The 12,994-nt window shown below is 48.2% G+C and carries 13 protein-coding genes and 1 riboswitch; all 13 genes read right to left on the reverse strand.

Features of this window, described 5'->3' with window-relative positions:
• Window positions 1-16: 16 nt before the first annotated feature.
• Window positions 17-2,002, reverse strand: a complete 1,986-nt coding sequence (locus tag NTY76_04165) for a TonB-dependent receptor (protein MCX5678285.1) — start codon at window positions 2,000-2,002, stop codon at window positions 17-19.
• A gap of 105 nt (window positions 2,003-2,107) precedes the next feature.
• Window positions 2,108-2,302, reverse strand: a riboswitch (cobalamin riboswitch).
• A gap of 45 nt (window positions 2,303-2,347) precedes the next feature.
• Window positions 2,348-2,875 carry a cob(I)yrinic acid a,c-diamide adenosyltransferase gene (gene cobO / locus NTY76_04170; protein MCX5678286.1) on the reverse strand — a complete coding sequence of 176 codons (528 nt, stop codon included), beginning with the start codon at window positions 2,873-2,875 and terminating at the stop codon, window positions 2,348-2,350.
• 4 nt (window positions 2,876-2,879) lie between these two features.
• Window positions 2,880-3,551 (reverse strand): glycosyltransferase family 2 protein, encoded by a 672-nt coding sequence (locus NTY76_04175; protein MCX5678287.1) that lies wholly within the window; start codon window positions 3,549-3,551, stop codon window positions 2,880-2,882.
• Window positions 3,514-4,410 (reverse strand): lysophospholipid acyltransferase family protein, encoded by an 897-nt coding sequence (locus tag NTY76_04180; GenBank protein ID MCX5678288.1) that lies wholly within the window; start codon window positions 4,408-4,410, stop codon window positions 3,514-3,516. Before NTY76_04180 ends, NTY76_04175 begins: the two co-directional genes overlap by 38 nt.
• Complete coding sequence (locus tag NTY76_04185; protein ID MCX5678289.1) at window positions 4,407-5,519, reverse strand: glycosyltransferase; 1,113 nt, start codon at window positions 5,517-5,519, stop codon at window positions 4,407-4,409. Before NTY76_04185 ends, NTY76_04180 begins: the two co-directional genes overlap by 4 nt.
• Before the next feature lie 10 nt (window positions 5,520-5,529).
• The gene (locus NTY76_04190) at window positions 5,530-5,760 is read right to left on the reverse strand and encodes a lipoyl domain-containing protein (protein ID MCX5678290.1); all 231 of its coding nucleotides are present in this window, start codon (window positions 5,758-5,760) and stop codon (window positions 5,530-5,532) included.
• Window positions 5,757-6,419, reverse strand: a complete 663-nt coding sequence (gene lipB / locus NTY76_04195) for a lipoyl(octanoyl) transferase LipB (protein ID MCX5678291.1) — start codon at window positions 6,417-6,419, stop codon at window positions 5,757-5,759. The genes NTY76_04190 and lipB overlap by 4 nt, the downstream gene beginning before the upstream one ends.
• Before the next feature lie 103 nt (window positions 6,420-6,522).
• Window positions 6,523-7,902 (reverse strand): dihydrolipoyl dehydrogenase, encoded by a 1,380-nt coding sequence (gene lpdA, locus NTY76_04200; protein MCX5678292.1) that lies wholly within the window; start codon window positions 7,900-7,902, stop codon window positions 6,523-6,525.
• Window positions 7,899-8,876 (reverse strand): malate dehydrogenase, encoded by a 978-nt coding sequence (gene mdh, locus NTY76_04205; GenBank protein ID MCX5678293.1) that lies wholly within the window; start codon window positions 8,874-8,876, stop codon window positions 7,899-7,901. The genes lpdA and mdh overlap by 4 nt, the downstream gene beginning before the upstream one ends.
• The gene (locus NTY76_04210; GenBank protein ID MCX5678294.1) at window positions 8,873-9,967 is read right to left on the reverse strand and encodes an isocitrate/isopropylmalate dehydrogenase family protein; all 1,095 of its coding nucleotides are present in this window, start codon (window positions 9,965-9,967) and stop codon (window positions 8,873-8,875) included. The genes mdh and NTY76_04210 overlap by 4 nt, the downstream gene beginning before the upstream one ends.
• Complete coding sequence (locus NTY76_04215; protein MCX5678295.1) at window positions 9,960-10,460, reverse strand: 3-isopropylmalate dehydratase small subunit; 501 nt, start codon at window positions 10,458-10,460, stop codon at window positions 9,960-9,962. The genes NTY76_04210 and NTY76_04215 overlap by 8 nt, the downstream gene beginning before the upstream one ends.
• A gap of 2 nt (window positions 10,461-10,462) precedes the next feature.
• Entirely contained in the window at window positions 10,463-11,725 is a 1,263-nt protein-coding gene (locus NTY76_04220; GenBank protein MCX5678296.1) for a 3-isopropylmalate dehydratase large subunit, read from the reverse strand.
• Window positions 11,718-12,884, reverse strand: coding sequence for a pyridoxal phosphate-dependent aminotransferase (locus tag NTY76_04225; protein MCX5678297.1), 1,167 nt, complete (start codon window positions 12,882-12,884; stop codon window positions 11,718-11,720). The genes NTY76_04220 and NTY76_04225 overlap by 8 nt, the downstream gene beginning before the upstream one ends.
• Window positions 12,885-12,994 lie beyond the last annotated feature (110 nt).

Here is a 12,994-nt window from a genome sequence, read left to right on the forward strand (position 1 = left end):
AAGTAAAATATTTATCCTAGAACTTCGTTTTCACGCCCCCGTAAGCTGAAAATCCAGGAGTACCATACCCGCGCACCTCTTCATAGTATTCATTGAATAGGTTTTCCAGCCTGGTATAGATGCTTACCTCTTTGGTAACGGCATATTCCGCCGTCAGACCGACCACAGTATGCGCCTTCATCTTATCGGTCCCTATGTTAAGACGCATTCCCGTATGCTCGATATTGGTATTGATGCTCAACTTCGGAACAGGTTTTATATTCACGTTGATATTGAATTGGTCTACAGGGACGCGCGCAAGCTGCCTATCGGTCGAGTAATCTTTCGTGCCGAGGCTGGTCAGGTTCGCCGCCACTTTCAGTTTTTCATCGAACAGGTTAACCTCAGCCCCGTATTCCACGCCGAGCGACTTCGCCTTTGATGCGTTCATGTAAGTGCTCTGGAACGTGGTGGGATCCGTAAAATACTGTATAAGATCGCCAAATCTGGTATAAAAATATGTGACGCTCACTTTGAGGGCGTTATTGAAAGCATATTGGTCGATGCCTATTTCAAAAGATCGCGCCTTCTCGGGATTGAGATTAGGATTGCCGCCCAGGAAGAACCAGGATGGGTTGGCGGGGGCATGCAGCTGATAGAGTGACGGCGCCTTGAACGATGTCGCGTATGAGCCTCTGGCCCTGGTTCCGGTCGGCGCACGGTAAAAACCGTCTATCTTGTAAGTCAGGTTTGTGCCGAACTGCGAGTGGTGATCTACGCGCATGCTTTGCGCGGAACCGATAAGATCCTGATAGAATGCCTTGTTCTGCAAGTAGAGCGCCGAGTTTCTCGCGAAAACTTTTGGGTCATTGCTTTCGCCGTTGGCGGTATTATAATAATAGGCGTCCGACTGTTCGTAGGCATAGTCGTATCCTACGGTAACTATATCGAAATCTTTTATATGAAAATTATTCTGAAAATCAAACCTGTTCGCCTTTCCGCAATACCAGTCCCTGAGGCCCGCGGGAGGATCGAAGTCGCGCCTCAAGTTATCCATGTATGAATACCTGATCGAATAGTCATAACACTCCAGCGGTTTATGTTCTACATATAGTGAATAAAGGAACATGTTGGATGTACCCGTGAGCTGGTCATTGTCCTGTAATGCCCACGTCACGGGATTCGAGTCGTCATATTTGTTGCGCGCGTATACGTTCCTGATAGTGGTTCCTACGGTAAGGTCTGGGGTGATTTCGTAATCTAACCGTCCCGCGACGCTGGTCCTTCTATATGGATCTGTTTCCTGTATATTCGGAATAGTCCGCTGATCGGCAGACGAGATCCCCTGAGTATTGAATTGCGAAAAAGCGAACGAATAATGCAGCCCTTTTTCGTATCCCCCCAGATTTACATACTCAGTCAGTGTCTGAAATGACCCTGATTCGATGCCGGTCTCCAGGAACGGCGCGTCAGGCTTTTTGCTCTCGATGCTTATGACTCCCCCTATTGCGTCGGAACCATACAGCGAGCTCTGCGCCCCCCTTAAAACCTCGATCTGCTTTATGTTATCGAAAGGCAGGTTGGCAAAATCGAAGGCACCGTTCACGGATGCCGGGTCGTATACCTTCACGCCGTCTATGAGCACAAGCGTATGGTTTGGATTGGCGCCGCGTATGCGTATCTCCGTCTGCCCGCCGAAGGCGCCCGACGAAGTCTTGGTCACTCCCGCCTGATCGACCAGTATATCTTTTACAAAATTATCTTTTTTTTCGTCGATCTCCGTCTGTCCTATGACCGTCACATCGCTGGCCGTCATAGTCGATGATTCCCTGATCCTGTCGGGGGACACGACTATCTTCTCAAGGCCGACCACACTGCCCAGTATCTCCTTTATTGGCTGGCTTACTGTCCCGGCAATGCTTTCAATGGTACTCTTATCGTTTTCATTATGTTCATTTTCTACGGCAAATGCTGTTTGCCATGATAAACCAAAAACAATGACAAGAACTATTATCTTTCGCATTTCGTTGACACTCCTAAATAAAAAAGCCCTCGGCAAAAATGCCAAGGGCTAGTTCCCTGTTCTACTAAACCCGTATATGCTGGTATTTCACGTACCAGTCCGCATCGGCGGAATCATTATATAGGTAGGTCTTCTGACTGGGGAATCATCCTACTCTTCTATGCCTTCTCATCCCGATACAAAAGGACAATGGCCTCTTTAGAATTTCGTCATCCCCTACAGCGGCGGGACCGTTTCCGTTTAACTTCACTCGGAATTCCCTTTTAAGCCCTCCCGGGCGCCTATATAGCTATATTTCAAAGACAGCTGCGATTATAATATTACCGCGGTATTATGTCAAGGATATTAATATTCAATGCCTTTTCGCGCCATCACACCTTTATCGAACGGATGTTTTATCTTCCTCATCTCGGTTACAACGTCCGCATACCTGAAGAGGCTCTTCGGACAGCATCTGCCCGTCATGACAAGCTCCACAAAAACGGGCTTTTGCCTTATAAGGACTAACATATCGGAGGTCTTTATCAAACCTATCTTCAGGGCGACGTTCACTTCGTCAAGGATCACGAGATCGTAAAGACCTGAATCGATGATGCGGCAGACTTTTTTAAATCCTCTCGAGGCGCACTCGATGTCTTTCGGAGTGGGCTTCGTTCTTATGAACGGGCCTCTCCCGCACTGCTCGATCTTTATCTTTCCGATATTGCCGAATATTTTATTTTCGTTAAAGCCGGGACCCTTTATAAATTGATATATACAGACTTTTAACCCCGCGCCCGCAGCCCTGAGGGCCAGACCGAAAGCCGCGGTCGTCTTACCCTTTCCGTCTCCTGTATATATGTGTACGAGCCCTTTTTTCAACTTCTTCGGCATAACGTCACTTTGTAAATATTATCTTTGCGACAAAAGCGATGAATCTCAGTGTATCAACCAGAGGATTTACTTTACTCTTCTCGTTATTATATACGGTCTTTATAGGCACCGACTCTATCTTAAATCCGGCTCTGGCCGATCTTATTATCATTTCGGATTCTATCTCAAAATTCGATGATCTAAGGTTGACCTTCTCCAGGACCTCCCTTTTTATAAGGCGGTAACCGGACTGGCTATCGGGTATACGCTGACCGGAGAGGAATGATATAAAACTGGACATAAAACGGTTGGTATGTTTCCTCTCTTCGGGCATCGACGACACATCCAGCATACGGTTGCCTATCACCATGTCCGCGCCCGTCGCTTCCATCCTCTCGATAAAATTTCCTATATCGGCGACCAGATGCTGTCCGTCACCATCCATAACTATGACCGCGTCGAATCCTTTTTTTATTATATGCTTGAACCCCTCGCGCAAAGACGCGCCCTTGCCCATATTCTTTTTATGCTTGACGACTACCGCGCCTTGAGCATGCGCTATTCCGGCCGTGTCGTCGGTAGAGCCGTCATCCACCACATAAACGATAAATCCTTTCTGGACCAGATCAGCGACAATATGCCCGATCGTCCTGGCTTCGTTATATGATGGTATCAGGACGCAGAGATTCTTTATCATCGTTATTCCACATGTTTCGAAATACAAACCACTGCGTTGGATATTTTTTAACGCACGCCTCTATGGCGCTGGAGCATCTGGCGGTCAGCTCCCTGACAGCTGTTTCCTCGTCAAGACCGGGAGCCGAGATGATAGGCTTTTCCATGAAATATCTGAAAGTGTTATCCGGCTCCCTCACCAGAAAAGCGGGAACGATAGGAGAACCCAGCCTGTAGCTGAATGTAGCGGGCCCCTTGGGCATCATAGTCCTCTTTCCGAAAAAGTCCACAGAGATGCCGTTCTTCGTGAAATCCCTATCGCCTAAAAGCGCCAAGAGCTCGTTATTTCTGAGCGCCCTGTAGCAGGACTTTAACGAAGCGCCCAGTTCTATGGGCTTCATATTGCCCATAAGCCTCTGACTGGTAAAAAAATCATTTATACGTTTATTTTTATGCGTAAGAACTACGGCATTTATCGGATAACCAATCATGGAAGTCACAAAGGCTCCCAGCTCCCAATTTCCTATATGGCCGGAAAGCATGATCACTCCCTTGCCCATGGCCAGCGCATCATCTATATTGCCGGAACCCTCCACCTTCACATTCTGTTTCAGATAATCCTTGTCTATCTTTTGAGACCTGAAGAAATCAATAAGATATTTTGCGAAATTTCTAAAGACATCTTTTGCCATCATGGCTATGGCTCTATCACCGGCGGAGGGTCCGAGGACCATGGTAAGATTATTTATTACTGCCCTTCTGTCCCTTCGAGAGATATAGTAAAATATATCCGCTAAAACACATGCCAGGGCATACGATACGCGTATTGGCAATGTAAGCGCCAGAAAGAGCCCTATTCTATATAAGATATACAATATCATCCGGCCAACACCATTGTGAGCCTGGCTATGTTGATCGCGCTGTCAGGCTTAGAAAGCGCGCGGGCTTTCTGGCCCATCACCTTTAACTTGCTTGTGTTATATAGCAATTCCTCTAATACCACCACGACATCTTCGGGGCTTTCAGCTTTTACCGCTACACCCTCCTTAAGCAGGAACCTGGTGTTCATAGCTTCCTGTCCGGGAAGAGGATTCAGTATGAGCATAGGAACGCCCGCAGTGAGCGCCTCAGCTGTCGTTATGCCTCCGGGTTTCGTTATAATAATGGTGGCCACCCGCATCAACTCATTTACATTTTCGGCAAAAGGCAGAATAATGAACTTCTTTTTGAAATGCCTCTTCTTAAGCCATTTATAAACTTTCTTATTCGTTCCGGCCGCTACTATCACCTGCAGATTGAGTCCGGAAGCATCCAGCAGCCTGGCCACACTCTTTATCGGGCCTAAACCCTGGGTCCCTCCCATTATAAGCACACACGACATGCGGCGGTCGATCCCCATCTCATCGCAGAGCTCTTCTCTTGTGCAACAATCGCGGAATTTAGGATCTATGGGGATTCCGAACTCCTCGACTTTGGCCGGGTCAATTCCGTTATCTATCAATTTTTTTCCGGTATCTACGGACGGTACTATATATTTATCAACTTCGTTGAATACCCAATAAGAATGCGGCGCATAATCGGTCAGCACGCCTATAAGCGGTATCTTTATATTAAGGCTCTTTTTATAATCCGCTATCATGCCGCAAGGGAATGCCTGTGTACATATGATAACATCCGGTTTAAACTCATCCAGAAGAGACTTTAATTTGCCGGTATTAAAGCGGTGGATCATGGCCCTGAGCTTCTGCGTATTCTTAAGGACTTTGGGATTGTCATACAGATATTCCCATACCTCAGGGGTCTTCATAACGACGCCCATATATGCCCTATTGATAACTTTTTCCAGGATGGGATTAGTGTAATTAAAGGAGTTTATATTAAGCGTCTCGACGGTCGGATCGATTATTCGCAGGGCCTTTTCAATGGCACGGCTGGCGCAATGATGGCCCGAATGTTCGGATATGAATAACAGCAGTATCTTTTTCGACATCGCGAAAGCTCTATTCTATTCTTGCCACAATCTGGCCCACTTTGACCTGATCACCTTCACTCACAAGTATTTCTTTTAAAACTCCCGATGCCGGCGACGGCATGTTGAAAGTGGCCTTATCCGTAACTAATTCGATAAGGTCGTCTCCCTCCTTAACATGCTCTCCTGCGCCCTTATGGCAGTAAGTCACGGTGGCGCTGTCAACGCCCTCAGCAAGTGACGGCAATTTAATATCGATCAAGATTTCACCTCGTCGGTGCAAGCAGGGATAAAGTATATTCTTCCGGAATTAAAGACACTGTCGAAATCCGAAATAACAGCATTTTTTGCTTCTCCAACCGTGATGTCTTTCCCGCAGAGGCTCTTCAATGAAGCTATCTTAATACCTTTTAAACCACATGGGTATATCATGTTAAAAAATTCAAGATCGGGGTTGATATTAATACTCATGCCGTGATACGTCACCCAATTGCTGACGCCTATACCAATTGACGCCACTTTCTTCCCTGACGCCCAAACACCCGTTCTGCCCGGCTCCCTGCCGGACCGTACCGAGTATCTTTTCAGAAATTTTATTACTACATCTTCGAGGTTCCGCATATATTTGTGCAGATCCCGCCACTTCTCTTTAAGCTCTATAATAGGATAGACAACGAGCTGCCCCGGGCCATGAAATGTGATGTCGCCGCCCCTATCAACATCCAGGACCTTTATGCCTTTTTGCCGCAGATACGCCGCATCCGCAAGAAGGTTCTCTTTACCCCCCGTCCGGCCGATCGTAAAGACATTGCTGTGCTCAGTAAGTATAAGAGTGTCGCCTATCTCGCCCAGTTTTCTTCTGGCGACCATCTCTCTCTGCGTCCTATAACATTCTTCGTAATCTGTCAAACCCAGATCCAATATCACTTTAGTCCTTAAACGCTATGTATAGGAGTACCCTGAAATATATATTCTCACTCAGGATTTCATCCCGCCAGCATAACTGGGGACGAAATATATTGCCTCACTCAGGATTTCGTCCTGCCGGTATGAGTGGGGACAGAAATACATAACAGGACTCCTGAAATATCTCGGACAGCGTAGGATGGCCGTGCACAACACGGCCCCAGTCTTCGATCTTTACGCCTCTGGTCTTTGCGAGCGTCGCTTCACCTATAAGATTGCACGCATCCTTGCCGAATATCTCGACGCCGATTATCTCTCCCGTGGAAGGCACCCCGACTATCTTTACAAAGCCTTCAGTTTCGCCTTCAAGGTAAGCCTTACCTGAAGCAAGATATGTAAATTTAGCCACTTTTATATCCTGATGCATAACCTTGGCGGCCTCTTCAGGCAATCCCACGCTGGCGATCTCCGGTTCCGTCCATATGCAGTTCGGTATATTTGAATAATCTACTTTTCGGCTTTTGCCGAGAATATTATCGCACGCAAGTATCCCGTCGTATGAGGCTTTGTGCGCAAGCTGCGGACCCGGTACGCAATCTCCGACTGCGTAAATATTCGGAATATCGGTCGCCAAGAATTCGTTCACGCATATTTTATCGTTATACGTTTTAATCCCGACACCTTCCAGGGCCAATCCTTTTATATTTGACACACGCCCGATCGAAACGAGCGCCTTCTCCGCTTCGATAATTTTGCCGCCCGATACCCTTACTGTAACGCTGCCCGCGGCACTTAAGCTCTCGACCATAGAAGACGTCAGGACATCGATACCGCTTCGTTTGAAATTATATTCCAGCTTCTTTGAAGCTTCACGAGACTGGCCCGGGATCAGGCGGTCCGTCATCTCCACGATTGTAACTTTAGAGGCAAGATTCGCGAATAGGCTCGCGAATTCGCACCCTATCACGCCGCCGCCTATTATAACAAGGCTGCGCGGCACACGTTTTATATTTAATATACTTTCACTTGAAAGCACATTATCATTATCTATATTTATATTTGGCAGATGGGCCACACTGGAACCGGTTGCTATTATAATATTTTTGGCCTTTATCTCTTCTCGGCCATCGATGGCGATAGTGTCGGCTGAAGCAAGCCGCGCCTCTCCCTTTATAAGCTCGATCTTATTGGCCTTAAGCAGAGACTCGACGCCGGCGCGAAGGCGGCTCACAACCTCATCTTTTCTGGACATTACCTTTTCAAAGTCTACCCTGTAAGCATCTATGGTAATACCGAAATCCGGCGCATGTTTCAGCTTTGATATTATCGAAACGGAATTTAATAACGATTTGGTAGGTATACAGCCTTTATTAAGACAGGTCCCACCGACGAGATCCTTCTCTATGAGGCAGGTTATCAGGCCATGGCGTGCGGCGTATATGCCGGTCACATAACCGCCGGGGCCGGAACCTATTATAGCCAGGTCATAGCTCCTCACCCCGCACCAGCTTCCTCTGCCGGCTGACGGAGAATGCTCGAAGTCCGTAAGAGCTCAATCGAACCCCCTACAGCTTTCGCTGAGGCTGAGAAAGCAGACCTCTCCTGCTCCGACAGATCAAGTTCGACTACCTCTACGATACCCCGGCTGTCTAATCTGCAGGGCACGCCCATACATATATCTTTCAGGCCATATTCCCCTTCAAGATAAGCTGACGCCGTAATGACCTCGCCGCGGTCATCCATAATAGCCCTGATCATTCTCAGGGCCGCCGCGCTTGGCGAATAGTATGCGCTGCCGGTGCCGAGGAGCGACACTATCTCCGCGCCGCGGTCACATGTCCTCTTCACTATACTGTCGATCTTATCCCTGGATAACACGCTTGATAGAGGCTTCCCATTCACAGATGTCTTTGAGATAACGGGCACCATCGTGTCGCCGTGACTGCCCATCACACACGTCTTTACCGACGAACGGTGGATCTTAAGCTCATCGGCTATAAGCGCGATGAACCGCGAACCGTCGAGCACGCCTGCCATACCAAGCACTTTTGTTTTATCGAAACCTGTAGCTTTATAGGTAAGGTATGTCATCGTGTCCAGCGGATTCGTTATGACCATCACTATAGACCTGGGAGCATGCGTCTTAATTTTGGCCGCCACATCTTTTACAATTGCCGCATTCCTGGAGATGAGATCCTCCCGTGTCATGCCCGGTTTTCTGGGAAGGCCCGCGGTAATAACCACAATATCCGAGCCCCGAATTTCCTGATAGTCATCGGTGCCGATGATCGACTTTTCGGTTCCCGTGACCGGCGAAGCGTCCAATAGATCGAGAGCTTTGCCGCATGCTATATTTTTAAGAATATCTACCAGCACCACATCGGCCAGGCCGGATTCAAATAGCCTTTGAGCAAGGGTCGCGCCTACCGCTCCGGCACCGATTACGGATATCTTGTATGAAAACGGTTTCATTTTGCCTTCTTTATCTTTTCGATTATAGCGTCGGCCATCTGACTGGTCCCGACAGCGGCCGGGTCATTTTTGTCTTCCTTCATATCATAAGTGACAAATTTGCCCTCTTCGATAACCGAGGCGCACGCATTCTCCAGTCTTACGGCATGACGCTCCTCGCCGAGATGTTTCAGCATTAAGACCGCGGAGAGTATCAGGGCAGAGGGGTTTACTTTATTCAGGCCTTTATATTTCGGGGCGCTTCCATGCGTAGGCTCAAATACCGCTACGTCTTTTCCGATATTGGCTCCGGGCGCTACGCCCAATCCCCCTATGAGACCGGCTGCCAGATCGGAGAGTATATCGCCGTAAAGATTAGGCAATACCAGCACATCGTAGTCTTCCGGCTTCTGCACCAGCTGCATGCACATATTATCAACAATCCTGTCTTCAAACTTTATCCTGCCTTCATAGGACTTCGCCACTTCTCTGGCGACCTCAAGAAAAAGGCCGTCTGTGTATTTCATGATATTCGCTTTGTGGACCGCCGTTACTTTTTTCCTGTTATTCTTGACGGCATAATCGAAGGCGAACTTCGCTATGCGCCTGGAGCCTTCGACAGAGATCGGTTTTATGCTTATGGCCGAACCGTCCCTTATCTTCTTATTACCCAACGTCTCAATGCAGGCTATCAGATCCTTTACCTCTTTAGTGCCTTTAGCGAACTCGATACCGGCATAAAGGTCCTCTGTATTCTCGCGCACTATCACAAGATCAATATCCTGATACCTGGAGCGCACACCCTTATAGCTTCTGCATGGCCTCAGACACGCATATAGATCAAGCCTCTTTCTCAGCTCGACATTGACACTTCTGAATCCTGTGCCTATCGGAGTCGTGATGGGCCCTTTGAGCGCCACTTTGTTCTTCTTAATGGATTCCAATGTGCAATCCGGCAGCGGCGTCTTGTATTTTTCAATCGCGCATTCACCGGCATCGGCCAGCTCCCATTCTATGTCGACGCCTAAGGCGTCGACGCACCTCCTGGCGGCCAACGCAAGTTCCGGTCCGGTGCCGTCGCCGGGAATAAGCGTAACCCTGTATTTACTCAAATTTGAATCCCCCGTATTTTCTAAAATGCTCGATGACGCCGCCGTCTTCCAGTAACTTTTTCATGACCGGAGGGACGGGCTTTATGTCAAGCAATAGCCCTTTACCCTTATTCCGCAGTTTGCCGTTTTCTGTGTCGATCTCCAGCTCGTCGCCATCATCGATAAAGTCAGTGTTGCACTCTATGAGCAGGAGGCCGATATTGAACGCGTTTCTATAGAAGATCCTTGCGAAATTCTTGGCGACTATAGCGGAAAAACCGGCCGTCTTAAGGGCCTGCGGCGCCTGTTCCCTCGATGAGCCGCATCCGAAATTATTGCCCGCGACAAGCATATCGCCCGTTTTGACCCTTGCCGCGAAGTCGGGATCTATATCCTCAAATATGTGTTTTGCAAGCTCCTTGGGATCCTGGATCTTGAATTTATACCTTCCGGATATCACATAATCGGTATTGATGTTGTCATTTACTTTTAAGCGTCTTGCGAAATGTTTCATCTTTATAACCTCTTCCTGAATTCTCTTGGATCGGCTATCCTGCCGGTAATAGCGGACGCTGTCACAGTCGCCGGGCTTGCGAGATATATGAATGAGTTCGGATTGCCCATCCTCCCCTTGAAATTTCTATTGGCGGTCGATATCGCAATCTCTCCGTCGGCAAGAACGCCGTTGTGCGTGCCGACACACGGCCCGCATCCCGGAGCCACTACAATGCATCCGGACTTCACAAACGTTTCTATTATACCTTTCTTCAGAGCCTCGAGGTATATCTCCCTGGAAGCAGGCGCTATTACAAATTTCAAGCCGGGATATATAGAGTGCCCTTTTAATATCCTTGCGGCGACTTCCAGGTCTTCAAGCCTTCCGTTGGTGCAGGTGCCGAGGAACGCCTGATCGATCTTTACATCCAAAAGCTCCGTAATATCCGCGCCGTTATCGACGGCATGGGGTTTGGCCACCTGGGGCACGAGATTCGACACATCATACGTCTTAACTGCGACATATTTCGCGTCAATATCCGCTTTAACGGGCTTGGGGTCTTTCGCGCCGGCCTTCGCGACCCATTTTAACACCTTGGAGTCAGCCTCCATCAAGCCGACCTTTGCGCCTATTTCGACGGCCATGTTAGATATGGTCAGGCGAGCATCCACGCTTAATGCCGTTATGGCCTCACCGTAAAACTCCACAGCCTTATAAGTCGCGCCATTAGAGCCTATATCTTTGGCTATATGCAAGATGATATCTTTTGAGTAAACGCCCTTCGGAAGCTTCCCGTTCACTATGACCTTTATCGTCTCCGGCACCCTGAACCAGTTCTTGCCGCTGGCAAGGGTGATGGCCAGATCGGTCGAGCCGACCCCGGTCGAAAATACATTTATCGCGCCATACGTGCAGGTATGTGAATCCGCGCCCAAGACCAGGTCACCGCATGTGACAAGGCCGTTCTGCGGCACCAGCTGATGGCACACGCCACAGCCGATATCGTACATCCCGACATTCAGATGCTTCGCGAAATCGCGCATCTTCTTATGTATCGCCGAGACGCCGATATTGGGGCTTGGCGCGGAATGATCGATGATCATGCGAAATTTAGATTTATCGAACGCTTTATCGACCCCCAGCTTCTTGAAGCTGTCTATTATAATAGAGCTGGTACCGTCCTGGCCAAAGCAGAAATCGACATCACAGACCGCGACGTCTCCCGCCCTCAAGTCCTTACCTGAATGATTTGATAATATCTTCTCCGAGATCGTCTTACCCATGTTTGGCAAAATACTCCTCCATCCTGTCCATACCCTTCTTTATAGTTTCCATCTTGGTGGCAAAACTCAAACGAATAAAATTCCTGGCGCCGAAAGGCTCGCCGGGTATAACCGCTACATTCACAGCTTCAAGGAGCGCGTTGGCTATAGCCACGGAATCTTTTTTCATCTTAGATATATCGCAGAATAAATAGAAAGCGCCTTCTGGCCTTATGCATGATATATTTTTCATCGAGCTCACCCTCGATATCATGTAGTCGCGCCTCTTTTCGTACTCCGCTTTCATATCATCGATAAAAGCCTGATCCTGGGTAATAGCTTCAAGCGCCGCCTTTTGGCTTATGGACGATGGATTTGATGTGGCGTGACTCTGCAGATTTCCTATCGCCTTCATGATATCCTGCGGTCCCGCGGCGTAGCCTATGCGCCATCCGGTCATCGAATAGCTTTTCGACACGCCGTTTACAGTGATCGTCCAGTCATATATATCTTTTCCGAGCGACGCTATCGAGACATGCTTCTTGCCGTCATATATCAGCTTCTCATATATTTCATCGCTCACAACGAAGAACTTATGCTTAATCGCGAGCCTGGCTATCGTCTCAAGTTCATGCCGATCGTAAACACACCCCGTAGGGTTTGAAGGACTGTTCAGCACGAGGCATTTTGTCCTCGAAGTTATCTTTGAGATTATATCCTTCTCCGTAGCCTTAAAATTATTCGCGGGACTCGTCTCTATAAATACGGGCTTCGCCTCCGCCATTAATATCATAGCGGGATAGCTCAGCCAATAAGGAGCCGGTATGAGCGCCTCATCGCCCGGGCCGCAAATGGACTGGAAAATATTGTACAGTGAATGCTTGGCTCCGTTGGAAACCACTATCTGCCCAGGCGAATAGTCAATGTTATTATCCTTCTTAAATTTTCGGGATATAGCATCTCTGAGCTCAGGCATTCCGCTTGAAGGCGTATATTTGGTAAAACCGTCATTTATGGCCTTAATGGCGGCGGCCTTTATATGCGCGGGCGTGTCAAAGTCAGGCTCTCCGGCGGCAAAACTGACGACATCTATGCCTTCCCTGGCCATCTTCCTGGCCTTAGAAGTTATCCCAAGGGTTACCGATTCACTGATTTCCGATACTCTTTTAGTAAGCCTCATGCAGAGCCTTTATTTGAATTAATTTCATATATTATAGTATAAATACAGTAAATCACAAGCGGAATTTTACCTTCGCTCCGGCGAAAATATTCTTCGATTCCGAACGCGGC

Source organism: Candidatus Omnitrophota bacterium, from assembly GCA_026387175.1.
Taxonomy (GTDB): domain Bacteria; phylum Omnitrophota; class Gorgyraeia; order 2-01-FULL-45-10; family 2-01-FULL-45-10; genus CAIMPC01.